Raw genomic sequence first — 25,430 nt, forward strand, 5'->3', positions numbered from 1 at the left:
CCTCGGTTCATGCACCTCAAGGACGATCCGCACATGGCGGCTTCAAACAAATGGCTGATGTCGTCAGTCGCGTATTACCTGGATTTCTTCACCGTTCCCCTGTTTATCGGCCTGGCGCTCTGCCTGGCGCCACTTGATCCGCTGCAACTGCTCGCGGGCTTCATGGCCTGGACGCTGGTGGAGTATTCGGCACACCGCTTTCTGTTCCACTCGCTGTATCGCCACGAGCACTGGACCCACCATGTGGATGTGCTGGCCTATATCGGTGTGTCGAGCTGGAAAACCAGCTCCACCTTTGCGGCATTGCTGCTATTGGCCTGGTACGCCGGTTTGACCTCGGCGTTTGTCGGCGCGGTGACGGGCTACTTTTATTACATCTCGGTGCACTACGTGATGCACCGCCCGGCGCATTGGGCCTATCGGTTTATACCGGGGCTGGTGGCCAACCACGACCTGCATCATCGCAAAGGCATCGAGAAGAACTTCGGCGTGTCTTCACCGCTGTGGGACCATGTGTTTCGCACCTATATCCGCGCAGAGCGTGCCTGAAGCGCCTCTGAGCGATTGTTTTTATTACGAATAAATCTAGCGTCCCGTACACCGGCATTTCCAACCTTATCTACGCTCAAGCCCGTGCCAGGAGGCGCATTGAAGAGTCCATGACGGACCCACTGTCTCCTGGCGTCTGATGCCTAGGAGATACCGATGAGAATGGAAACCCATCGCCCCCGGCCCGGGTTCGGCTGTGCGCTGTTTGGCGCGTTGCTGAGCCCCCTGGTCGTCGCGGCCCCCACGTTGTCTACGCAAATACCCTTCGATGTCACGGCGACCCCGCCCTTCTCTCTCGACAGCCTGCAAGCCAACTTCGATGAAATGTCGTGGCAGACGTTCATTGCGCTGAACTGGCCGGTCCTGGCCGATGGCAAGCCCAATACCGGCGTGCAGATCGGCCAGCAGGACGCGGCCACGGTGTGGGAAAGCTACAAGGAGAGCTACCAAATCTTCCTGCCCCAAGGGCAGAAACCAGCGGCCTGGCAGGCGCCGGCCAGTGTACCGGCGGCCTGTGAAGGCAAGGGATCGGGGCGCTTGTTGCAGCAAATGGGCAAGGTCCCGGATGTGCTGGACGAGTTTATTCAGCCGTTTCAAAGCGGCCCGTTGGTGGACCAGAGCGGCGTGTACACGCGCAATGAAATCGTGGTTAACCAATCGATGTTCGACGGCATCGTCAACAATGGCCTGTACAGCATCCAGGGTCAGCAGGCATTTTTTGCCGCCAGTGCGACCAATGCGGTGGCATTCAGTTGCGGCAACCCGGCCACCAGTGACGTGGGTTCGTTGATGGTCAAGGCCTCGTGGAAGGTGCTGGACGGCAACGACAACCCCAGCAGTTTCCACACCGTCGATGCCCTGGTGTATACGCCAGGCAACAGCGACCCGAGCAAAGGGCCGGTGGTGGCCGAGTCCTGCGTTGCCGAGCCGGTGGGGCTGGTGGGGCTGCATATCGTGCATAAGACCACCAGTGCGCCGCAGTGGGTGTGGTCGACCTTCGAGCACGTTGACAATGTCCCGGAAAAAACCACACCGCCTGCCGAGCGCAAAGGCCCGTACCTGTTCTACAACGCCAGCAGCCATGCCGAGGTCAACCAACCGCCGCCACGGCCCTGGAACCCGGCGGTAAAGGCCACGCCATCGCAGATCGTGCGCGAGATCCCTTTGACCGATGAAACCAAGGCGCTCAACAGCACTTACCAGAACCTGCTGCGTACGGTTAACCCCAACAGCGTCTGGGCCAATTACCAGTTGATCAGCACCCAGTGGCCTACCCTCAGCGGCCAGCCACCGTGCCAGATTTCGGCCACCAAACCGTTGGGCAATCCAGCGCCTTCGTTCCTCGCCAATGCAACGCTGGAGACCTATATCCAGGGCACGGTGCCCCAGGCGTCCTCCAGTTGTATCGCCTGTCACGGCAATGCCGCCACCCACGTGACGCAATCACCGCGCACCAGTTTCGCCGACTTCACTTACCTGCTCGAACGCGCTCAATCCACCGGTGTGACAAGGAGTCAGCCATGAGTACCGACTTGGACAATTTTACCGGCCTGAGCGTGGTGCTCACCGGCATCAATCAGGAACTGCTGGCGCCGTCGGTAGACCCCATCGGCCTGCCCACCCTGTTTCTGAATTTCGTTGGCCCTCGCGTGGGCCAAGACGTGCTCAGCGCCCTGCTCGCCCAATACGCCGCGCTGGCGAGCGAGCAGCAGACGCCGCAGCAAATCGGCAACGCAATCCTGATGCAGAACGGCCAACCCGCCGCCACGCAAACCGCCCAAGCGGCGCGCGCGATCATGAAACTGTGGATGCTCGGCGTGTGGTATCAGCCGTACACCCAAGGCGCGTTCCCGGTGAACGAGCAAACCGTGGTCAGTGCCGAGGCCTACACCCAGAGCTGGGCGTGGAACATCGCCCAGGCCCATCCGATGGGCTACAGCGAGTTCTTCTTCGGTTACTGGAACAGCCCACCACCGAGCCTGGAAGACTTCACCGGGGTTACCGCCAGCCCACAGCCTGGAGCATCGTCATGAGTACCGAACAAGCAGACGTAGTGATCGTCGGTGCTGGCCTGGCGGGCAGCATCATTGCCTATCAATTGGGCTTGGCGGGGGTGAAGGTGCTGGTGCTGGAATCCGGCCCGGAAGTCCCGGCCAACCGAAACCAGTACCTGGAGCGTTTCTACACCGCCACGCTGAAGACCCCCGAGTCCCCCTATCCGCCGGTGAGCACCCTCAGTCCGACGCGCAACCCGGCCGAACAGAACGCACCGCGCGCGACCATCGCTGACCTGCTCGATGACAACTGGAAAAATCCCGAGGTCAGTTACCTGGTGCAAAAAGGCCCGTTGCCGTTCACCAGCACCTATGAGCGCGTCGGCGGCGGCACTACCTGGCATTGGGTCGCCACGTGCCTGCGCATGCTGCCAAATGATTTTAAGATGAAGACGCTGTACGGCGTGGGCGTGGACTGGCCGATCAGCTACAACGACCTGCAAAGCGCTTATTGCCGCGCCGAAGCAGAAATAGGTGTGGCGGCCAACGTCGCCGACCAGGCCTACCTGGGCATCACGTTCCCAACCAACTATGAATACCCGATGACCAGCATTCCGCTGTCGTTGGTGGATGGCAGCTTCGTCAGCGCGGTGCAGGGCCAATCGTTCCAAGGACTGCCGCTGGTGGTGAGCCCCACTCCAGCCGGGCGCAACTCGCAGCCGTATGCCGGGCGACGGGTGTGCGCAGGCAATACCAACTGCACGCCGATCTGCCCGATCCAGGCCAAGTACGACGCCACGGTGACCCTGAACAATGCGCTCAACACCGGCAATGTGCGGGTGCTGTACAAGACCGTGGCGAGCAAGGTCACGGTGGCAGCGGACAAGACTGTCAGCGGCATCGAGTTCATTCAGTATCAGTTGGGCGATGGGCCGGCCACCGGCACTGGCGTCGCGATCGGGCAGCGCTATGTGATCGCCGCCCATGCCATCGAAACGCCCAAGCTGCTGCTCAACTCCACCAGCAGCGCCTGGCCCAAGGGCGTGGCCAACAGCAGTGGCCAGGTCGGTCGTAGCCTGGCGGACCACCCGATCTACCTGGCGTGGGGCTTGATGCCCGAAGGCAAGACGGTGTTCCCGTACCGTGGCCCGGTATCCACCGCCGGTATCGAAAGCCTGCGCGACGGCGCCTTTCGCAGCCAGCGCGCGGCCTGGCGGATCGAGATAGGCAACGAGGGTTTCAACTGGCCGATCGGCGACCCGTACACCACCGTGGCCGACCTGATCGATGGCACCAACGTCAGCCGCACCAACCCACTGCCAAAGTCCACGGACGCGTCCCAGGTGCTGTTCGGCACGGCACTAGTGCAACAGCTGAACAACCTGCTCACCCGGCAGTTTCGGGTGGGGTTTCTGGTGGAACAAGTCGAGGACGATCCGAACAAGGCCAACTGCTACATCGTGCCGTCCAGTCAGTACAAAGACCGTCTGGGCATCCCGCGACCGGAAATCCATTACAACCTGTCGGACTACACCAAGGAAGGCTTCAAACAGGCGCGGATTCTTGCCAGCCACGTCATCACTGAGCTGCTGGGCGCCACCGAACTGACCACCGATATCAAACCCGGTTTGTTTGAATACCAGGGCGAGTCGTACTCCTTCCAGGGCGCCGGGCACTTGATGGGCACCTACCGCATGGGCGCCGACCCGGCCACCTCGGTGGTCGACAAATACCAACGCAGTTGGGACCACAACAACCTGTTCCTGGTGGGCGACGGCGTGATTCCCCACCACCGGCACCTCCAACCCGAGCCTGACCATTGCCGCGCTGTCGATCCAGGCCGGCGACACCCTGTGCAACGACCTCAAAGCCGTCACCGTGCAGGTGCAAGCCAACCAGCCATGGCAAGGCACTGGCGTGCAAATCAGCGGCCCAAGCCCGCGTGTGGTGCGGTATGTCAGCGGCCATTGGCTGGCCAGCCCGGTCGGCGGCATGGTTGATGGCAATGGCAGTCCGGGGTTGATCGCCAAAGCGGGCTACACCCTGCCGGGCGCAAATGAAGGCGCGCTGGTTGGGCGTGTGGGCAGCAGCGGGACACCGTTTCTGGTGGGGGATCTGGCCGAGATTCCGCCGGGGCAGACGGGGGAATTGCAGCTGTGTATCAACGATGATCTGGAGGGGCGCTATGGCATTGGTTTGGGGGATAACCAGGGGGCGCTGACGGTGCAGATCGGGTTCGGTACAGCGTAGGGCCCACGGCCAAAAACCGTCCGGTCGTTTTGACTGGACGGTTTCACCCGTCCATACGCCCACCTCAATGCAATGCCTGACACCCCAACCGCCACACCCTCTCAGTGCTTGTTGCGAACCACGCAACAGTCCTTTGTCATCACGCCCATTGATAGCACCCTAACGAAACCCCCATCCTAGAGGGCTAATCTCGCGCTTATATCATTCGCAATGATAGTTACCTTTGCTTCATTCGATTCGTGACATACCACCCCGCCGCGCATGATCCGCCCATCTCAAATACATTGGCGGATGCACCTCATGGAACAGTCACTCAAACATTTGCGCTTCCCCCTGGCGATTTTGGCCGTGGTGGTGATGAGCGCGTGCGGCAAGACCCCGGAACAAGCGGCCGCCATGCCAGCCGCCAAAGTCAGTGTGGCCAAGGTGCTGGAACAACCGGTGAACGAGTGGGATGAATTCACCGGCCGTTTGGAAGCACCGGAAACTGTGCAGATCCGTCCACGGGTTTCTGGCCAGATTGACCAAGTCGCTTTCACTGAAGGCGCTTTGGTCAAGAAAGGCGACCTGCTGTTCCAGATCGACCCGCGTCCGTTCCAGGCTGAAGTGCGCCGCCTTGAAGCCCAGTTGCAACAGACCCGCGCCGCCGCCACCCGCAGTGACAACGAAGCCCAACGCGGCGAGCGCCTGCGCCAGAGCAATGCGATCTCCGCCGAACTGGCCGACTCGCGCACCACCGCCGCCCAGGAAGCCCGCGCCGCCGTCGCCGGGATCCAGGCGCAGTTGGACCTGGCCAAGCTGAACCTGAGCTTTACCCGCGTAACCTCGCCAATCAGCGGCCGCGTCAGCCGTGCCGACATCACCGCCGGCAACCTGGTGACCGCTGACGTCACCGCGCTGACCAGCGTGGTTTCCACCGACAAGGTCTACGCCTATTTCGACGCCGATGAGCGCGTTTACCTCAAGTACACCGAGCTGGCTCGCCAAGGCCGCCGTGGCGCTACCACCCCGGTTTACCTGGGCCTGTCGAATGAAACCGGCAACCCGCACCTGGGCCAGATGAACTTCGTCGACAACCAGGTCAACCCGGCCACCGGCACCATTCGTGGGCGCGCCGTGTTTGACAACAGCAAGGGCGAATACACCCCTGGCCTGTACGCACGCCTGAAGCTGGTGGGCAGCGGCACCTACTCCGCCGTGCTGATCAACGATGAAGCCGTGGGCACCGATCTGGGCAAGAAATTCGTACTGGTGATGGACGGCGACAAGCCGGCCTATCGCGCCGTGGAACTGGGGCCGAAGATCGAAGGTTTGCGCATCGTACGCAGCGGCCTGAACAAGGACGACACCATCATCGTCAAGGGCCTGCAGCGTGCACGCCCCGGCTCGCCGGTCGCCCCGGAAACCATTCCGATGGCCAGCAAAGAAACCCTCGCCGCCTTGGCCCAACAACGACAAGCGCTTGAAGCCAGCAATCTGGAACAAGTGGCGCCGGATAAAGCCGCGCCCAAACTTGCCAGCGTCGCGACTCCACGCGGTTAAGGGATACGACTCAAGATGAATTTTTCCAAGTTCTTCATTTCGCGGCCGATCTTCGCAGCGGTGCTGTCGCTGCTGATTCTGATCGCTGGCGCGATTTCGCTGTTCCAACTGCCGATCAGCGAGTACCCGGAAGTGGTACCGCCGACCGTGGTGGTGCGCGCCAACTTCCCCGGCGCCAACCCCAAGGTCATCGGCGAAACCGTGGCCGCGCCGCTGGAGCAGGCCATCACCGGCGTCGAGAACATGCTGTACATGTCCTCGCAATCGACTGCTGACGGCAAGCTGACCCTGACCATCACCTTCGCCCTGGGCACCGACCTGGACAACGCGCAGGTGCAGGTGCAAAACCGCGTGACGCGGACTCAGCCAAAACTGCCTGAGGAAGTGACGCGCATCGGTATTACCGTGGACAAGGCCTCCCCCGACCTGACCATGGTGGTGCACATCACCTCGCCGGATCAGCGCTACAACATGCTCTACCTGTCCAACTACGCGATCCTGAATATCAAGGATGAGCTCGCGCGGCTCGGTGGCGTGGGCGATGTGCAGTTGTTCGGCATGGGCGACTACTCGTTGCGTGTATGGCTGGACCCGAACAAGACCGCCTCGCGCAACCTGACCGCCACCGATGTGGTGACGGCGATTCGCGAGCAGAACCGCCAAGTCGCCGCCGGTGCCTTGGGCGCGCAGCCTTCACCTAACGACACCAGCTTCCAGTTATCGGTCAACACCCAGGGGCGCCTGGTCACCGAAGAAGAGTTCGAGAACATCGTGATTCGCGCCGGCGATAACGGTGAAATCACGCGACTCAAGGACATTGCACGGGTCGAGCTGGGCTCCAGCCAATATGCCCTGCGCTCGTTGATCGATAATCAGCCAGCGGTGGCGATCCCAATCTTCCAGCGTCCTGGCTCTAACGCCATCGACATCTCCAACGATGTGCGCGCCAAGATGGCGGAGCTGAAAAAAAGCTTCCCCGAAGGCATGGACTACCGCATCGCCTACGACCCGACGGTGTTCGTGCGCGGCTCCATCGAGGCGGTGGTTCACACGCTGTTCGAAGCACTGATCCTGGTCGTGCTGGTGGTGATCCTGTTCCTGCAGACCTGGCGCGCCTCGATCATCCCGTTGGTGGCGGTGCCGGTCTCGCTGATCGGTACGTTTGCGGTGATGCACCTGTTTGGGTTCTCGCTTAACGCACTGTCGTTGTTCGGATTGGTATTGGCGATTGGTATCGTGGTGGACGACGCCATCGTGGTGGTGGAAAACGTCGAACGTAATATCGAGTTGGGGCTTGAGCCCTTCCCCGCCACTGAAAAAGCCATGAGCGAAGTGACCGGTCCGATCATCGCGACGGCGCTGGTGCTTTGCGCGGTATTCGTGCCAGCAGCCTTTATCAGCGGCTTGACCGGGCAGTTCTACAAGCAGTTCGCGTTGACCATTGCGATCTCGACAGTGATCTCGGCGTTCAACTCGCTGACCCTGTCCCCTGCACTGGCAGCGGTGTTGCTCAAGGGCCACAACGCGCCGAAAGATGGCTTCTCCAGGTTCCTCGACAAGCTGTTGGGTGGCTGGTTGTTCCGTCCATTCAACCGCTTCTTCGAAAAAGCCAGCCACGGCTATGTCGGCACCGTTCGCCGGGTGATTCGCGGCAGCGGCATCGCACTGTTCCTGTACGCAGGCCTGATGGTCCTGACCTGGCTGGGCTTTGCCCACACACCGACCGGCTTCGTACCGGCCCAGGACAAGCAATACCTGGTGGCTTTCGCCCAACTGCCCGACGCCGCCAGCCTGGACCGCACTGAAAACGTGATCAAGCGCATGTCTGACATCGCCTTGAAACAGCCCGGCGTGGAAAGCGCTATCGCCTTCCCGGGCCTGTCGATCAACGGGTTCACCAACAGCCCGAACAGCGGCATCGTGTTCGTGACCTTGAAGCCATTCGATGAGCGCAAAGACCCGAGCATGTCCGCCGGTGCGATTGCCGGCGCGTTGAACGGCAAGTACAGCGACATCCAGGAAGCCTACATGGCGATCTTCCCGCCACCACCGGTACAGGGCCTCGGCACTATCGGCGGGTTCCGTCTGCAGATCGAAGACCGTGGCAACCTGGGCTATGACGAACTGTACAAAGAAGTGCAGAACGTCATCACCAAGAGCCATGGCGTGCCGGAACTGTTCGGCCTGTTCACCAGCTACACGGTCAACGTGCCCCAGGTCGATGCCGCCATCGACCGCGAAAAGGCCAAGACCCACGGCGTGGCGATCAGCGACATCTTCGACACCCTGCAGATCTACTTGGGCTCGTTGTATGCCAACGACTTCAACCGCTTCGGCCGTACCTATCAGGTCAACGTGCAGGCGGAGCAGCAGTTCCGCAATGATTCGGACCAGATTGGCCAACTGAAAGTGCGTAACAACAAGGGCGAGATGATCCCGTTGGCAACCTTCATCAAGGTCAGCGACACCTCAGGCCCGGACCGCGTGATGCACTACAACGGCTTTATCACCGCTGAAATCAACGGCAACGCCGCTCCGGGCTATAGCTCCGGCCAGGCAGAAGCGGCGATTGAAAAACTGTTGAAGGATGAACTGCCCAACGGCATGACCTATGAGTGGACTGACCTGACTTATCAGCAAATCCTCTCGGGCAACACCGCGCTGTTCGTGTTCCCGCTCTGCGTACTGCTGGCGTTCCTGGTACTGGCTGCTCAATACGAGAGCTGGAGCCTGCCACTGGCGGTGATCCTGATCGTACCGATGACGCTGCTGTCGGCCATTACCGGGGTGATCATCTCGGGTGGCGACAACAACATCTTCACTCAGATTGGCTTGATTGTACTGGTGGGCCTGGCGTGTAAGAACGCGATTCTGATCGTCGAGTTCGCCAAGGACAAACAAGCCGAGGGCCTCGACCCGCTGGCCGCGGTGCTGGAAGCCTGCCGCCTGCGTCTGCGGCCGATTCTGATGACCTCGTTCGCCTTCATCATGGGTGTGGTGCCACTGGTGTTGTCCAGCGGTGCCGGTGCCGAGATGCGTCATGCCATGGGCGTGGCGGTGTTCTCCGGGATGATCGGTGTGACCTTCTTCGGTCTGTTGCTGACGCCAGTGTTCTACGTACTGATCCGTCGTTATGTGGAGCGCAGCGAAGCGCGCAAAGCGGCCAAGGCCTTGAAGCTGGAGACACAGCAATGAGTGTGAAAGTATTCCTGCCGAGCTTGCTGGTACTGGCGCTGAGCGCCTGTGCCGTGGGCCCGGACTACAAGACCCAGACCCCGGAGGCGGCGAACATCACCGCCGCCGCGGACGCCAAGCAGTATGACCACGCCAAGTTCGAAGGCATTTGGTGGCAACAGTTCGAAGACCCGACGCTTAACCAGTTGGTGACTCAATCGCTGCAAGGTAACCGCGATTTGCGCGTAGCGTTTGCCCGCCTGCGCGCTGCTCGTGCAATCCGCGATGACGCCAGCAACGACGCCATGCCGACGATTACCAGCCGCGTCAGCAGCGACCAGGGCAAGGGCCAGATCCCGGGCCAGACCACCCGCCGGGTCAAGACCGAGCGTTACGACCTGGGCCTGGACATGGCCTGGGAACTGGACCTGTTCGGCCGCATCCAGCGCAACCTGGAAGCCACCGACGCCGACCAGCAGGCCGCCGAAGCCGATCTATACCAGTTGCAAGTCACCCTGATTGCCGAACTGGTGGACGCCTACGGTCAACTGCGCGGTGCCCAACTGCGTGAAAAGATCGCTCTGGACAATCTGAAGAACCAGCAAGATTCACGCACCATCACCGTCAGCCTGCGCGACGCCGGTGTGGGTGACCAACTCGACGTGGAGCGCGCCGACGCACGCCTCGCAGCCGTTGAAGCCAGCGTGCCGCAACTGCAAGCCGAACAAGTGCGCGAACGTAACCGCATCGCCACCCTCCTCGGCCAGCGTCCGGACAAGTTGAGCGTGGACCTGGGCCCGAAAGACCTGCCGGCGATTGCCAAAGCGTTGCCGATCGGTGATCCAGGCCAACTGCTGCAACGTCGCCCGGACATTCTCAGCGCCGAACGCAAACTGGCCGCCGCCACCGCACGTATCGGCGTGGCCAAGGCCGACCTGTTCCCACGGGTCAGCCTCAGCGGCTTCCTCGGCTTTACCGCCGGGCGCGGTTCACAGATCGGTTCGTCCGCCGCGAATGCCTGGGCCCTCGGCCCGAGCATCACCTGGGCCGCGTTCGACCTGGGCAGCGTGCGCGCCCGTTTGCGTGGCGCAGACGCCGAAGCCGATGGCGCCCTGGCGACCTATGAGCAGCAAGTGTTGCTGGCACTGGAAGAATCCGAAAACGCCTTCAGTGACTACAGCAAGCGTCAGCAACGCCTGATCTCACTGATCCGTCAAAGCGAATCCAGCCGCGCCGCCGCCGACCTCGCCGCCATCCGCTACCGCGAAGGCACCGTGGACTTCCTCGTCCTCCTCGACGCCCAACGCGAACGCCTCGCCGCGGAAGACTCCCAGGCCCAGGCCGAAGTGGACCTGTATCGCGGGATCGTGGCGATCTACAAGGCACTCGGAGGTGGATGGAAGCCAGATACCGTTGTAGCAACGGCGAAGTGATGTAAAGAGCTCCTTTGGTTGGTCGCATCCAACCAATTTTTAGACCCGTGGCCTGTTTGGTCATGGGGCTTTTTTTGATTAATGTCTCAGCCATCTATATAGGGTGTCGGCTATGGCAACCGTTAAAAAAACCACTCCCCCCAGCATCATGCTTTGAAGTACACGCTTAAGGCCGCGAGGAAAGTCCTGCACTTGCTGCCTGTCCACGACACCACGCCGTATGTTCCACCTCGGCATTGATACCGTCGCCATGACGGCGCATAGCCGAATCACCCTCCCCAGTATCCCGTCACCCCAGATGCGCTTGTGAGAAGTAACAAGACGGCACTTGTTTAATCGATCCTCCATCTGATCCAGTCGCGTATACGCCAGAACAATGCCTGCCACATTGAAGGCAAGGGCCAGACACATGACTCCTACATCAAACCAAAATTTTTGAGGGTGATTGAACAAGTAATCAATACTCATAGATTTTCTCGCCTACGGTTTCCCCGAGCGCGACCCTATCGCCAACAGCGTCCCCGACTTGAGTACTTAGACTGTTTTGGTGGTTCACCCGGCGAATTTGCCGGCTATTTTTAACTTTGGTAAATGAGTTACTGGGTGAATTCATGAGCCTATCAGGCACTGCAATAGTGGACGCAATCAGGTTAGCCAAATAATAGCGAAATAGGCGAAGAAAATTATGCTAGTGAAATATATCCCTAGGAAGAGGGTTCTATAGCGCTTAGGAAGCGCCTCAGTTTGCTGCCAGTCGATAAGACCACGTTTCAGAAATCTCATGGGTAGTAACACTACCGCTGCAACTGCAGCGAGCCGCATCATCCTGCCGCCGGGCCGCCTCGATTTATGTATTGCGGTGAGCACAACTGGCGTATTCGGCTTTACCCACAGGGGTGGTTCGCAGATTGGGTCGCCGGCCTCGAATGCCTGGCGCCATTCAGAAATCGACCTGTATCGCGGGAACATGCCGATCGACAAGGCGCTCGCAGGTGGATGGGAGCCGGACACGGTTGTGGCAACGGCGAAGAGATGTAAAGAGCTCCTTTAGTTGGTCACATCCAGCCATTTTTAGTCCCGCGGCCCGTTTGGTCATGGTTCTTTTTGTTTGGAGCGTCCTAAAATGTTGAAGGACACTTTTGTAAGCCAAGTTAGAAGTCCTATGTAAGTAATTTCCTAGTACAGCGCTGTTAGTGGTGACAAGCCCAAACTGTTTACTGTCTCGGGCATATCGCACTAGCCTTCCCCTGCAATCGACTCATTGATGCATGAGATTACAAGGCGTACATTTTCGCGACAGCGGCAACTCAGTTACTACTACAGAGAACGCTGATTCACCTAAGGCAATCACGCGACCACCGTTAACCGAGCTAATCAATCAATGCTTATTACATCTGCACCTTGCCGAATAAAAATAAAAGCATTTACTACCAAAACCATGTTTCTCGACAGTTCTTGCGCGAACCCATAAACGCAGGCATTCAAATACGATGAGCACATTAGGTTTTTATAGGGCCAAAAACAACAAGCCATACTATCTCTTATCAATATTTATGAACCTGGACGTTCAGAGAAGCTTGTTTGTACTTTACTTGCTGCAGCTTGGTGTCACACAAGGAGAAATAGGCGTTCTTCAATCATTTTTATTTTTCTCCTCAGTAGCATTAGAAATCCCATCCGGATTAATCGCAGATCGATACGGTCGCAGACTCTCTCTTATAATCGGATTCTTAGGTTTATCCTTAAGTGGTATTGGCTTCTTAATCTTTACCTCCTTTATACCTTTCGCAATTATATTTTGTCTATTTGGCGCTAGCATTGCCATGGGTTCCGGGTCAGACAGAGCGCTACTTTATGATAACTTATTAGCTGAACACCGAGCTGAAGAATTCCCTAAAGTATTATCGCGTGCCCGTGCCATTGGGGCTGTATCATTAGGGTTGTCTATGATCCTCGGAGGTATCTTACAAGACAGTTGGTCTTGGAACAGTGTGTATATTGCTTTTGTAGCTTCAAAGCTTATAGGAGCGCTTATCGCAACACTCACCCCAGAGCTAAAACTGCCATCTATTTCACACCAGAAAAATAAGATACCCAGCATCAGCAATCATAAAACCGAATCAACTTCCACCTCGCTCGTTAATTTTTTCGCACAAAAAATGGCGCCTTTCTTATACCTTTATTTATTGGATACGCCTTATTCGAGCTGTCAACGATTCCATTATTTATATACGAACAGCCATTTTTTTCTATGCGCGGTTTGGAAGCACCTATGATTGCTGGTATTTATGCAGCGGTTGAAGCTATATCAGCAGGGGTGTTCATAGCTGCTGGCTTCATTTGTTCCAGACTATCTCTAGGCATAATTGCGCTAACTACTACCTGCATTACTACCTTTCTTCTTTTTATCCTTTCATTAGATTTGGGCATAACCATTTCGATTGCTGCTTTTGTCCTGACCATGTCCCTCCCTGCGATCTACGAGACTGCATATGAGACATACATCCATGAAAATGTCGAATCACGCATCCGCGCATCCTGCGTCTCTTTTGCAAATCTAGTTAACTCAGTCATTATCGGCATTTCCTATACGGTTTTTGGAGGACTATTGGACAGGCATGGTTTTTCGCTGACGTTAATTATAATTGCAGTCTGCTGCTTTACTGGTTTACTTGGTGTAAATGCAACATTACTGCTAGGCAGGCAAATAGCTAACTCAAAGAATAAGAAACTTGATTCTTCTCGTTTTTTTTAGAGCCTCCTAGGGCTCGCGCCGATTTTAGCTCTGCGCCTAGCAGACGAACGCTTTAAGACATTGCCCTCACGCCGCCCAGCAGTATCTGTCAGACCATTCTGAAATTACAGCGCTGACTAAGGTTGGCCGGTCCTAGGTCGATAAGGGATGGAATGCTTAATACAAACAGCAGATTGATATGGGAATGCTCGTTACGAATGCCGCAGCCACGCTATCGAAGCAAACTGATGCTCGCGTAATCAGAAATCCGACGATGGTGACAAATGCGTTCACTGTGAATGAAGAGGCCAAGGCGGCGGAGACACTGAAGCTGAAGGATCAGGAAAAAATCAATGACTTAAGGGCATTCTTAAAAAATTATGACATGACATCTATTAGCACGTACGAACTGAAAGCTGTAGGAGGAAGGCTATACGAGGCAGGTCTGATAGATGGAAACACATTTAGTATGTTCATTTCCGGCGATGGCGCATTCGATGAAAATGGGCACCAGACAAAACAGGACGTTAAGTTCAATGCTATAGCGCTATTCAATGAGACATATGAAGATCAACTGGCATAATTCAGTACCGACCGCTACTCTAAACCCGAAGATGTCACCTATATTCTTGGTGGAATGAAAAGTGCAAATCAAGTGATCAATGCCCTGGCCTATTTTGTAAACTCTGAAAATAACAACCTGTCGGTAGATGAGCGTGCCTGAGCCACGGCTCGTAGAATTGCAGTGCAATCAATCGCGCATGAATTATCAATCCAAGTAAGTCGGGCACTTCCTAAAAGTTCGAAGGATCATGCTGTCAGACGCAAACGCAAGACACAGCCAGTTATTTCTTAGTCCCTTGCGCCCCGAACTTAAACGCGAGTGACTTCATTCAAAATCAAACTCCGATAATGCCCAGGATTGGACCCCGCCCACTTCCGAAACGCCTTATAAAACGAGCTCGTGTCCGCAAACCCTAACCGCGCGGCAATCTCGGCGAAGCTGATCTGCGGTTCCGCCAGCCACACTATCGCCAGTTCTTTGCGCACGCTGTCCTTGAGGCCTTGGTAGGTTTGCCCTTCTTCCGCCAGACGGCGGCGCAGGGTTGAGGCGGAGATGCATAAGGTGGCCGCAAGGCCTTCGGTTTCCGGCCAGGTGTCGGGGGGCATTTGGCGCAGGTCGTGTTTGATCCGTGTGGCGAGGCTGTCGGGGTCGCGGTATTTGACCAGGATGTTGGCCGGCGCGTGGGCGAGGAAGCGCTTGAGTTCTTCAGGGCTGCGCTTGATGGGCAAGTCGAGGCAGTCGGCGGAAAAGATCATACGGGTGCGCGGTCGGTCGAAGCGCAGGTTGTCGGAAAACATCACTTGGTAGTCGTCGTAAAAGTCTGGCTGTGGGCAGCGCAACTCAATAGCCAGGATGGGAATGCGCCGTCCCGCCAGCCAGCAGGCGACGCCGTGCACGATCATCCAATAGGTAAAATAGGTGAACGCGCGCTGCGGCTTAGGCTCGGGCTCGTGCAGGACAATCTCTGCCAGGCTCTGTTGGCGCACCAACTGGGCGGGCATGCGTTCCAGCATCAGAGAGAGGAACCCCAAACCGGTTTCCAGGCTGGTAGCAAGCGTTGGTTGCGCCACGCAGGCATGGCACAAAAACGCCAGGCTGCCGGACTTGAGCTTGCGCGGGTCCATGCCGAAGAATTCGTCGTCCATGCGCCGTGCCAGCAAACGCCACAGCCGCGCATAAGCGGTAGCCGAAATGCGTGCGGTCGGCAGTTCGAGCAACCCAGGGTCAATCCCGACTTTGCGCAAGACTTCAATCGTGGCCGCACCGCTTGCACAGCTCTGCAACAAGGCCTCGCGCACGAGGTGGATGGAGATGGTGTCTTTTTCCAACATTGGCGCCGCCGTGCCCTGTGTGGCGTGAAGTGCGGCCATCTTAGGCAGTCGCGCGGCAAAAGAGTAGGCACCGAGGTATTGGTCTCGGGTATTCTGCGCCGGGATTTTTACCGACAGGGAGTGGAATCGATGAGTTGCTGGGAAGTACTTGGGCTGCCGTCCGACGCCGATGCTCGCAGTATCAAGCGCCAATACGCGGTGTTGCTCAAACAGCATCGCCCGGATGAAGACCCTGTCGGCTTCCAGCGCCTGCGCGAGGCCTATGAGCACGCGCTGCAATGGAGTCGTTATGAAGCGCCCGTCGAAGTGCCGCAAGCGCTCCCGGTCGACACAGTGCAGCCCGCTACGACCGAGCCCGACACGCGCTTGGACCAGGCGCAAGCCTTGGTGGACGACGCCACACCGGCCAATCTTGCGCGTCTCTATGAGCAAGCCCAGCACATTGGATGCGCCGAGGCTTTTGAGGCCCTGCTGCTGCAACGCTGCCTGAATGGCACGGAACCCGCGATTGCGGCCTGGGCCGTCACTCATCTGCACTGGCTCACGCCCTGGCAACGGGAAACACCCGTGCGACTGCCCGACTATCGTCTGGCTGCCTTGTTGGAGCAGATGTTTACCGACGTCGAGCACACGCTCACCGAATTACTCAATCAACAACAGGTCGAGGCCTTCACGGCGGCCTTGATCGAGTTGCATAACACCGAATGGCTCAAGCCCCTGGCGCGCCATGCGCGGCTCAATGACGTACTCGCGCGCACGCTGCTGGCCAGCACCTTCTGGTCCGAGCCGCTGTTCGAAACCCTGTGCACCGAGCAGGCCTGGTCCGATCAGTACCTGGAAAATCACTGCCCCGAGCCTGAGTGGTCGGCGTTAAAGGAACGCAATGTACTGGAGCGTTTCAGTGCACAGGTCTACCACCAGGCCAGCCTGGACAGCCGTGACCCCAAGGCGCGCGCGGCCAGGTTGCTGTTCGGCGACATGACGCTGGAACAACGCCAACGCTTTGCCCGGCGCTTCGGCGAATCCGACTGGAACGCCTGCCGCACCCTCAGCGAAACCCTGCTCAACCAGTACCCGGCCCTGTGCGCACACATGCCCGGTGAGGATCCCTACTTCTGGCGCGACTGGGAACGCATCAGCCGCCCCTGGCCGATGTTTGTGGCGTTGCTGGGCATGGCCGTCGGCTGGGCGATCCACGACCAGCAAATGACCGACCACACCCTGATGGAATCCCTCGGCATGGCCCCTACCTGGGCCTTCCTGATCGCTATACCGGCGCTGCTCATCCTCGCGATCTGGCGTCCGGCCACCGACGGTTTTGGTGAAATCGATGAGCGGCTTGCCGTGCACCTGTCGCCCTGGCTGAGCTTTCGCCGGCCGCCACCGTTGGTGATCCGCGAGATTCTGCCGTGCTGGGTGCTTGGCCTGTTGATCTGGATGATCCTCGGCAACTACGCGTTGGCGGGCTATGTGTTGACGTTGCAGGGCCTGGGCCTGGCGCAGCGCGTGCTTGGTCGGCCGGGATTACGTGCAGCACTGAGGTGGCGCTGGCCGGCGCGACCGTCGACGCGCCAATGGGCCATCGGCCTGGGCCTCGGTGCCCTGCTGCTGAGCGCCGCGCAGATGTACGAAAACAATCAACGTATCCACCGTGATGAGGGCTTGCAGCCGTTCTTGATGAGCCGTTGCAGCGGACTCAAAGCTGGCGCGCCGGGGTGTACACCATGAACCGCATCACCTTTGCTGCCCTCTGCACCTTCGTGCCCCTGGCGCTGAGCACCGTGGGCCTGCTGACGAATACCGATATGCTCGCCCCGCTGAAAACCTGGGCCAACCGCCCGGCAGCGCTTGAGCACCAGCAAGCCCAGGCGCTGCGTCCGGTGATCGACTGCCTCAACCGAGTCGACAGCAATTGGCGAGTGGCGTACTTCAACTACCGCAGCCGCAGCCCCCGCGCCAACGACCCGAATCTGGCGTTCATCGAGCGTTTCCCCGAGCTGTATCAGCGCACACAAGGCCCGCAATTGAGCCTGCTGGACTACGACGCCAAACGCCCGGACCTGTGCCTGCTGACGTCCTCGCAAAGAAGCGCACTGCAAAAATACTTGCCGCAGATCGCCGCGCTTCGCAACGACTATATGGACCACCTGCTGCAGGTCTATTCATCGGTGAAAGCGTTCGACTTCTACCCCAGCGCAACCGTCCCTGGCCTCACCCCTGCGCAGCGGGCGATCAGCGATGCGCAGTTCTTCCCTGTGGCGGAAAAATTCCTCACGGTCTCATCCGAACTGCGCGCCGCCGTGGACGTAGCCGACCGCCGGATACGCCTGCAACAACTGCAGCACTTGCAGGTACGTGACGAACACCAGATGGCGCTTATCGCCGGCCTGATCCTGCAGACCCGCGACACGATGCACAGCCTTGACCCACGATCCCCCAAGCAATTGGCGGACGCATTGAGCGACATACAGCAGACCTGGGATTACGCCCAGCGGTACCTGCGCCCCAACCTACCGACCTCCGAAGCCAAGGCCCAACAGTTGTGGCAGCGGATTAAACAACCCGGTTACGACTACCTTGGCGCGCTCCAAGCACTTGCCCAGCATTCCAGCGAAACCCCCGATCCAGACAGGCTAAACGCTGATTACTTTGAAACACAGCGCCGCTTTGACTTGCTGGTGGACGCCTATAACCAGGCCGTCGGACAGGACTACTGAGCGGCCTTCTCTTGGTCGTTCAGCCACTGTTCAGCAAACGTCAATATTTCCTGTTTAGCAATGAGTATCATTATGTTACAACTTAGGCTCCTATCTAGTTACGCTCTGGTGCCGAATGCTTGTCCCCTTTCTCATCATGCTGCGCGAAGGCATTGAAGCAGCATTGATCGTTGGCATCATCGCCAGTTACCTGCAACAGACTGGCCGCGGCCAATGGATGCCGGCGGTGTGGATCGGGGTGTTCCTCGCCGCCGCGTTGGCTTTGTTGGTGGGCGGTGGCCTGGAGCTGGTCAGCGCCGAATTCCCGCAAAAACAACAGGAACTGTTCGAAGGCATCGTCGGCTTGGTCGCCGTGGGTATTCTCAGCTCCATGGTGTTCTGGATGCGCAAGGTCGCGCGCTCCATCAAACATTCCCTGCATGCCTCCCTTGAACAGGCTCTGACCGGTTCCAAACACCAGGTCACGGCCCTGATCCTCATGGTGTTCTTCGCCGTGGCCCGGGAAGGCCTGGAAACCGTGTTTTTCCTGCTGGCGGTGTTCCAGCAAAGCGAAGGCCCGGGCGCGCCGATTGGCGCCTTGCTCGGCCTGGTCCTGGCGATCATCGTGGGTTTCCTGATCTACACCGGCAGCATGCGCCTCAACCTCGGCGCGTTTTTCCGCTGGACCGGCCTGTTCATCCTGGTGGTCGCCGCCGGCATTCTGGCCAATTCGGTGCAGGCCCTGCACGAAGCAGGCGTGTGGAACCACCTGCAAACGGTGCTGTTCGACTTCAGCGCCGCATTGCCGATGGACAGCCCTCTGGGTTCGGTGCTCGCCGGCATGTTCGGCTACCAGGAAGCGCCGACCGTCAGCACCCTGGGTGCCTACCTGATCTACCTGGTGGTCGCGCTGGTGATGTTCTTCCTGCCTGCCGCACCGGCCAAACCCGCCAACATGCCCTCTTCCGTTTCCAGCCAGTAAGGACCGTCTCTTGTCCAACCCAACGCCTCAACCCGCCTCGCCACCCCGCGCCCTGCGCTGGGCGGTGGCCGGCTCGGTGGTCGTGATGATCGCCGCCGGTGGCCTGTTCTATTACGCATCGCAATTGGCCGCCGCCAAGCGCCAGACCAACAGCAATGAGATCGCTGTAACGATTCATGGCCACGCCTGCGAGCCCAACGCGTTGACGGTTCCGGCCGGGCGCGCGAGCTTTCGTATCATCAACCGCTCCGACCGCGCGGTGGAATGGGAAATCCTCGACGGCGTCCTGGTGGTCGAAGAGCGGGAAAACATCGCCCCTGGCCTGAGCCAGGTGATCAACGCCAACCTGCTGCCGGGCGACTATGCGATCACCTGCGGCCTATTGAGCAATCCTCGTGGCACCCTGCATGTGACGCCAACGGCAGCCTCCGATGCCCAGGCCAAGGCCAAGCCGTCGATGGTGGCGTTTATCGGCCCGCTGTCGGAATTCCGCGTGTACTTGAGCGGCCAGGGCAGCGCGCTGGTCAAGGCTGCGACCGCCTTGCAACAAGCAATCGACGCCGGTGACCTGGCGCAGGCCCAGGCCCTGTATGCGCCGGCCCGTGAGGCTTACCAACGACTGGCGCCGGCGTCCCAACGCCTGGCAGAGCTGGACAACGCGATCAACGCCCGCGCCGATTACTTCGAGAAACGCGAACAGGACCCGGCCTTCAGCGGCTTCCATCGCCTCGAATACAGCCTGTTCCAGCAACGCAGCCTCGACGGCCTGGCCCCGGTGGCGCAGCGCTTGGTGACCGATGTCACCACGCTTAAGCAGCAACTGCTAGCTCAATCGCTGCCACCGGAGCAACTGGTGAGTATCGTGGTGCGCAACCTCAACAGTCTGGCCGATGTGCGCGCCATCAGCGGTGAGGAAGAGCGCTACAGCCACCTAGACCTGAACGGTTTCGCCGCCAATCTGCAAGTGGCGCACAAAGTGGTCGAGTTGATGCGTCCACTGTTGACCAAGTCCGCTGCCGACCTGTTGCCTGACATCGACAACGCCCTCGCCGCGTTCGATGCCGAGCTCGCGGGGTTCAAGGTCAATGACAGTTACAGCACGTACGACAGCGTGACCGCCGATCAGCGCAAGCAGATCGCCGACAAGGCCAAGGCTCTGGCCGATGCACTCGATGGAATCGACCCCGCCCTTGGCCTTTCCGGCCTGCAGTGAAGACGACCGAATTTTATGAGTGACTCAGAACAGTTTTCAGCCCAACGTCGCCGTGTCCTCTTGGGCATGGCCGCCACCGGCGCGGCCATCGCCGGCAGCACCCTGACCTGCCCGGCCATGGCGGCCGCCGCCGAGCAAGTCACTACCGCACCGCGCAGTGACAAGACCCAGGACCACCACGATTTTTTCGGCAAGCACCAAAGCGGTATCGTCACCCCGCGCCCGGCCTGCGGCATGCTGGTGGCGTTCGACGTATTGGCCAGCGACCGTGAAGACCTGGAGCGCCTGTTCCGCACCTTGAACGAACGCATCAGCTTTCTGATGACCGGCGGCACCGTGCCCCAGGTCGACCCGAAGCTGCCGCCCACCGATTCCGGGATCCTTGGCCCGGTGGTCACACCGGACAACCTGACCATCACCGTGTCTGTCGGCGAATCGCTGTTTGATGAACGCTTCGGCCTGGGCGCCGCCAAACCGAAGCGTCTGAGCCGCATGGTCGGTTTTCCCAACGATGCGCTGGAGCCGGCGCAGTGCCACGGCGACCTGAGCCTGCAATTCAGCTCTAACACACCGGACACCAATATCCACGCCCTGCGCGACATCGTGAAGAACCTGCCCGACCTGTTGCTGGTGCGCTGGAAACAAGAAGGCAGCGTGCCGCCACAGGCGCCGGCCAAACCCGGCGAGCCGGCGCAGAGCGCGCGTAACTTCCTGGGTTTCCGTGATGGTTCGGCCAACCCGAATTCCAACGACAACAAGGCGATGGACCAGATTGTGTGGGTCCAACCCGGCAGCGACGAACCGGCCTGGGCCGCCAATGGCAGTTACCAGGCGGTGCGCATCATCCGCAACTTCGTCGAGCGCTGGGACCGCACGCCCCTGCAGGAGCAAGAAAGCATCATTGGCCGCGTCAAGACCACCGGTGCGCCCATGGATGGCCAGAAAGAATCCCAGGTGCCCGACTACAGCAAGGACCCGGAAGGCAAGCTGACCAAGCTCGATGCCCATATCCGCCTGGCCAACCCGCGTACCCCGCAGACGCAGGCCAACCTGATCCTGCGTCGACCGTTCAACTACTCCAACGGCGTCAATAAAAACGGTCAGCTGGACATGGGGCTGTTGTTCATCTGCTACCAGGCTGACCTGGAGAAAGGCTTTATCAGCGTGCAGACCCGACTCAACGGCGAGCCCCTGGAGGAATACCTCAAGCCCGTCGGCGGCGGGTATTTCTTCACCTTGCCGGGAGTCACCGGGCCCAAGGATTTCATCGGTCGCACGCTGCTTGCCGCCACGCACCCTCAAACCACTGCCAACACCTGAAACCAACCCCCACAGCGGAAACTGCCCTATGAAGAAGTCGACCCTCGCGTTGTCGTTGTTAGTGACCCTCTCACCCCTGGCCGCCTTCGCCGCCACCACGGCGCCGCTGGATCTGGTAGGGCCGGTGTCGGACTACAAGATCTACGTCACCGAAGAAATCGGTGAATTGGTCACCCAAACCAAGGCATTCACCGACGCCATCAACCAGGGCGACCTGGCTACCGCCAAGAAGCTCTACGCGCCGACCCGCGTGCATTATGAGTCCATCGAGCCGATCGCCGAGTTGTTCAGCGATCTGGATGCGTCCATCGACTCCCGTGTCGACGACCACGAAAAAGGCGTGACAGCCGAAGACTTCACCGGCTTCCACCGCATCGAATACGCGCTGTTCTCGCAGAACTCAACCAAGGGCCTGGAAGCGTTGACGGCCAAGCTCAACACCGACGTCAACGACCTCAAGACCCGGGTCGACGGCCTGACCTTCCCGCCGGAAAAAGTCGTGGGCGGCGCCGCAGCCCTTCTGGAAGAGGTCGCCGCAACCAAGATCTCCGGCGAAGAGGACCGCTACAGCCACACCGACCTGTATGACTTCCAGGGCAACATCGACGGTGCGAAGAAAATCGTCGACCTGTTCCGTGGCCAGATCGACAAACAGGACAAGGCCTTCCTGGCCAAGGTCGACAAGAACTTCGCCACCGTGGACAAGGTTCTGGCCAAGTACAAGACCAAGGACGGCGGTTTCGAGACCTACGATAAGGTCAAGGACAACGACCGCAAGGCGTTGGTAGGCCCGGTGAACACGCTGGCTGAAGATCTGTCGACGCTACGCGGCAAGCTGGGCTTGAACTGATCAAGACCTGACGCCATGTCCCGCGCTCCGGCGCGGGGCATCACCGGCTCGGCGCTGCTCGCCTGGCCCCCCGCAACCATCATGTACGTACGCAATTTTTCTTCAGCCGTGAGCAGATGCGGCGCCGTCTTGCCCCATTTCGTCGCTCCCCCCGCCAGCAGCACCGGCAGTTTTACCAGGCCCTTCGTCGCGGCATGGATCATCTGCGGATAACCATCCAGCGGGTTTAACGCGGCATTGGCAAACAGGCCGGAGTGTTTGATGAAGTCAAACGCGCGCTCGCTGAAACTGGCCGCGACTTTAGCCGTATTCGCCGTAGCGGCCGCGGGTCTGAACCGCGTGGCAAGTCGCTGCACCGGGTTGGGCAGCAAGGCCTTGGCCGAACGCAGCATGCCACTCGCCTGACCGCCGGCGCCGATGGCCACGCCGATCATATCCACGGTCAAATTGCCCAGGCCCTGGGCGATATCGCCGCGCTTGAACGCCTGGTACGCACCGAGGAATGGCACAAACCCCAATAGAAACTCGTGCTCGCGGGCCCGGGCTTCCCGGCGTTTTTCAAGTGGTAACGGATCACGCGCGCGCTGCAAGAGAGCCTCGGCGGGCTCATAGAAATTCTCCTGAGCGATTCTGCCGGCAATGGCCGCGATCTTGCGCGAGCCATAAGTGTTGGGCACGAAGCTTTGCAGCGTGTGGTTGGCAGGCAACTCGCCTGGCGCAATCGCTCCCCCCAGCGGTTCAACGATAACCGACGACGCCATCGCCTCCGGCCGTGGCGCAGAGCCGGTCGTGTAGGCAGCAAGATCGAAGGGCATCTGTGTGCCACGGACTATCGGCACATACACCGAACCATGGGGCGCGCTGATGCGCTGCTTGCGAATCACGCCGTGTAGCTCGATGGCGTCGGGCAGGTCTGTACGCTTGATCAGCTCGCCGCTGGCGAAGACCTCGTAATAGGCCACCGTCTGGTCATGCTCCACACGCATCAGGGTTGCGTGGCGACCGCGCTGCGCATCTTTGCGGGCCTGGGTCTCCTCGACCTGAACGACGCCAGTTTCGCCACGCAGGGTGAACAATTCGACCTTGCCCAGCTCGATCAACGTGCGCTCGGCAAGGGGTAACTGGGCAAACATCAACTTGAGCTTCGTGGCATAGGCGCCCTGGAGCTGTTTGAGGTGACGGTTGACGGTGCTTTTGAGTAACGGTTCAAGCTCGGGCAGATGACGAATGCGTCGATCCAGTAACTCCAGGGCGCCCTCCGCCACCTGCGGCGCGCGGTCTGGCTGATAGGGCGTTTGCGCAGACGTCGGCGGTGCTAGCAAATGCTTGCTGAGCACCCACTTTCCCGGTGTGAGGTCGCCGGTCATGTAGGTTTCCACCAGCGAACGGCTGCGCGGTTCGGTGACCGGTGCGTTGCGGCGATCTTTGCCGTTGGCCAGTTCCAGGCTCATGCGCTCAAGCTCAGACGCCGTGCTGTCGGGGAATACTCGCAGCAACTCCCGGATGGCCAGCGCCTTGCGCGTCGGCAGTTCCACGCTGGCGCTGGCGAAGGCCTCGGCCGTCTCTTCTTGCTGCTTGAACAGTGCCCGCGACGCCTCCTGGAGGTCGTGTTGCGAATACTCGCCGTCACTGCGCAGCCTGACGGCGCCGTTCAACACGCCCCAGTCGGCGAGGATTTTCAGTGCATTGAGTTGCATCAATTCTGCTTGCGCCTCACTGGTGGGCACCAGGGTCGTCAGTGCACGGACCTGGTGTTCACTCATCATCCGTGACGTGCCCGGCGCAGCATGATCGGCCAGCGTGCAGCCCAGGCGTAGCTCCATCCAGGCCAGAGTGCCGATACGCAACGTGTCCGGCACTTCCTTGACCAGCATTTCCGGCGCCGCTTGCGCCAGGTATACCGGGGTGACCAGCGCCGCCAGGTCGGGCGTCAGCTTTTTATGTTGCTGCAGGTGCTGCTCGATATCGCGCCGCACCTCGCTCAACGAACGGCCCATATTCGCCGGTTGATAGATCGAATAACCACCGATGTGGCCAGGTTTGACGTCGTCCAGGTTGATCCGCGCAACTTTAGTCAGTGTGGCCTTATCAGCCTCGCTCAACGTGTCGGGGGAATATGGCCCGGTGTAGTCACCCACTGCGGGCGCCGGCGGCAGCGACAGCCGTAACCAGCGGATGACATTGCGTGTCTCGGCCACGGTGCGTGGCGACCCCAGCCCCTTCAATTCGAGGAGCTGGCGTGCGTCAACCCGTGGCGTCGAGTACACGGCATTCCCCAGTGGTTCGGTCAGTGGGGTCAACGCCGCAAGCTCATCACGCAACGTGTCTACGTCGTTGACGTAATGGGTCAGATTCACCCAGCCCCCCACCGGGCTCAAGCGTTCAAGGCGGCCTTCAGATACTCGAAAGGGCTTACCGTCCCAATCGAACCGCTCGCGCTGCAGCAGGGCGAGCATTTGCGGGCGAGACACAAATGCCTGCAAACGCTCCATCGCCGCTTGGCTGCGCGCGAGCAGTGGCGATGTGCGGGGAACGTCCCAGGCCTCGGCGGACCAGTCGGTGCGTGCGCCGTCTGGCAGGTCTTCAAGCCCGGCTTCAAGGCGCTCGGCCAGCGCGTCCCGCTCCACCAGCTCGGGACTCAGGCGCGGCGCCTGGGCAAGGTTGGCGACGTTTGCCGGGGCGGCCCATAGGCGCGGCTGCTGGACCGTGGGCTTGGCACTGTCCTCTCCGACTACGGGAGCCTGCACAGCATATTGAAGGGGCGAGCCGGTGCTCGACAGTGGCGTCAACATATTCA

17 protein-coding genes and 1 pseudogene are annotated in these 25,430 nt (G+C 59.6%); 16 read left to right on the forward strand and 2 right to left on the reverse strand.

Annotated elements, in window-relative coordinates; all coding sequences use genetic code 11:
• The first annotated feature begins 33 nt into the window (after positions 1–33).
• The 10 genes and pseudogenes from AB4N82_RS26280 to AB4N82_RS26325 all read left to right on the forward strand — a co-directional run bounded on the left by AB4N82_RS26280 (position 34) and on the right by AB4N82_RS26325 (position 14,259).
• Positions 34–549, forward strand: a complete 516-nt coding sequence (locus AB4N82_RS26280) for a sterol desaturase family protein (RefSeq protein WP_032891301.1) — start codon at positions 34–36, stop codon at positions 547–549.
• A gap of 156 nt (positions 550–705) precedes the next feature.
• Positions 706–2,073, forward strand: a complete 1,368-nt coding sequence (locus AB4N82_RS26285) for a hypothetical protein (protein WP_032891300.1) — start codon at positions 706–708, stop codon at positions 2,071–2,073.
• The gene (locus tag AB4N82_RS26290) at positions 2,070–2,582 is read left to right on the forward strand and encodes a sorbitol dehydrogenase (protein ID WP_032891299.1); all 513 of its coding nucleotides are present in this window, start codon (positions 2,070–2,072) and stop codon (positions 2,580–2,582) included. The genes AB4N82_RS26285 and AB4N82_RS26290 overlap by 4 nt, the downstream gene beginning before the upstream one ends.
• Positions 2,579–4,793, forward strand: a pseudogene (locus tag AB4N82_RS26295) (GMC family oxidoreductase). The gene AB4N82_RS26290 and the pseudogene AB4N82_RS26295 overlap by 4 nt, the downstream one beginning before the upstream one ends.
• A 300-nt stretch (positions 4,794–5,093) precedes the next feature.
• Entirely contained in the window at positions 5,094–6,335 is a 1,242-nt protein-coding gene (gene mexE / locus AB4N82_RS26300; RefSeq protein ID WP_032891296.1) for a multidrug efflux RND transporter periplasmic adaptor subunit MexE, read from the forward strand.
• 15 nt (positions 6,336–6,350) lie between these two features.
• Entirely contained in the window at positions 6,351–9,530 is a 3,180-nt protein-coding gene (locus tag AB4N82_RS26305) for an efflux RND transporter permease subunit (protein WP_032891294.1), read from the forward strand.
• Positions 9,527–10,942, forward strand: a complete 1,416-nt coding sequence (locus AB4N82_RS26310; protein ID WP_095184880.1) for an efflux transporter outer membrane subunit — start codon at positions 9,527–9,529, stop codon at positions 10,940–10,942. The genes AB4N82_RS26305 and AB4N82_RS26310 overlap by 4 nt, the downstream gene beginning before the upstream one ends.
• A 1,490-nt stretch (positions 10,943–12,432) precedes the next feature.
• On the forward strand, positions 12,433–13,218 hold the full coding sequence (locus tag AB4N82_RS26315; protein WP_241089569.1) for an MFS transporter: 786 nt from the start codon (positions 12,433–12,435) through the stop codon (positions 13,216–13,218).
• Positions 13,215–13,697 carry a hypothetical protein gene (locus AB4N82_RS26320; protein ID WP_241089570.1) on the forward strand — a complete coding sequence of 161 codons (483 nt, stop codon included), beginning with the start codon at positions 13,215–13,217 and terminating at the stop codon, positions 13,695–13,697. Before AB4N82_RS26315 ends, AB4N82_RS26320 begins: the two co-directional genes overlap by 4 nt.
• A gap of 184 nt (positions 13,698–13,881) precedes the next feature.
• Entirely contained in the window at positions 13,882–14,259 is a 378-nt protein-coding gene (locus AB4N82_RS26325; protein WP_460103799.1) for a hypothetical protein, read from the forward strand.
• A gap of 290 nt (positions 14,260–14,549) precedes the next feature.
• On the opposite strand, the gene AB4N82_RS26330 is transcribed toward AB4N82_RS26325, so the two are convergent.
• A complete protein-coding gene (locus AB4N82_RS26330) occupies positions 14,550–15,572 on the reverse strand; it encodes an AraC family transcriptional regulator (RefSeq protein WP_122763671.1) in 1,023 nt (340 codons plus the stop codon).
• Positions 15,573–15,701: 129 nt separating this feature from the next.
• On the opposite strand from AB4N82_RS26330, the gene AB4N82_RS26335 reads away from it, so the two are divergent.
• From AB4N82_RS26335 to efeO (AB4N82_RS26360), 6 genes are all read left to right on the forward strand, one after another.
• Positions 15,702–17,300 carry a J domain-containing protein gene (locus tag AB4N82_RS26335; RefSeq protein WP_122763672.1) on the forward strand — a complete coding sequence of 533 codons (1,599 nt, stop codon included), beginning with the start codon at positions 15,702–15,704 and terminating at the stop codon, positions 17,298–17,300.
• Positions 17,297–18,289, forward strand: a complete 993-nt coding sequence (locus tag AB4N82_RS26340; protein WP_122763673.1) for a hypothetical protein — start codon at positions 17,297–17,299, stop codon at positions 18,287–18,289. The genes AB4N82_RS26335 and AB4N82_RS26340 overlap by 4 nt, the downstream gene beginning before the upstream one ends.
• Before the next feature lie 115 nt (positions 18,290–18,404).
• Entirely contained in the window at positions 18,405–19,250 is an 846-nt protein-coding gene (gene efeU, locus AB4N82_RS26345) for an iron uptake transporter permease EfeU (RefSeq protein WP_122763674.1), read from the forward strand.
• A gap of 10 nt (positions 19,251–19,260) precedes the next feature.
• Positions 19,261–20,463 (forward strand): iron uptake system protein EfeO, encoded by a 1,203-nt coding sequence (efeO, locus tag AB4N82_RS26350; protein ID WP_122681567.1) that lies wholly within the window; start codon positions 19,261–19,263, stop codon positions 20,461–20,463.
• Between the two features lie 15 nt (positions 20,464–20,478).
• Positions 20,479–21,783 carry an iron uptake transporter deferrochelatase/peroxidase subunit gene (gene efeB / locus AB4N82_RS26355; protein ID WP_099602372.1) on the forward strand — a complete coding sequence of 435 codons (1,305 nt, stop codon included), beginning with the start codon at positions 20,479–20,481 and terminating at the stop codon, positions 21,781–21,783.
• A 28-nt stretch (positions 21,784–21,811) separates the two neighbouring features.
• Positions 21,812–22,633, forward strand: coding sequence for an iron uptake system protein EfeO (gene efeO, locus AB4N82_RS26360; protein ID WP_095184888.1), 822 nt, complete (start codon positions 21,812–21,814; stop codon positions 22,631–22,633).
• Here the strand turns inward: efeO (AB4N82_RS26360) and AB4N82_RS26365 are convergent.
• The gene (locus tag AB4N82_RS26365) at positions 22,531–25,425 is read right to left on the reverse strand and encodes a hypothetical protein (RefSeq protein ID WP_460103803.1); all 2,895 of its coding nucleotides are present in this window, start codon (positions 25,423–25,425) and stop codon (positions 22,531–22,533) included. The genes efeO (AB4N82_RS26360) and AB4N82_RS26365 overlap by 103 nt on opposite strands.
• Positions 25,426–25,430: the final 5 nt, after the last annotated feature.

This window comes from Pseudomonas sp. H1_D04, assembly GCF_054683855.1.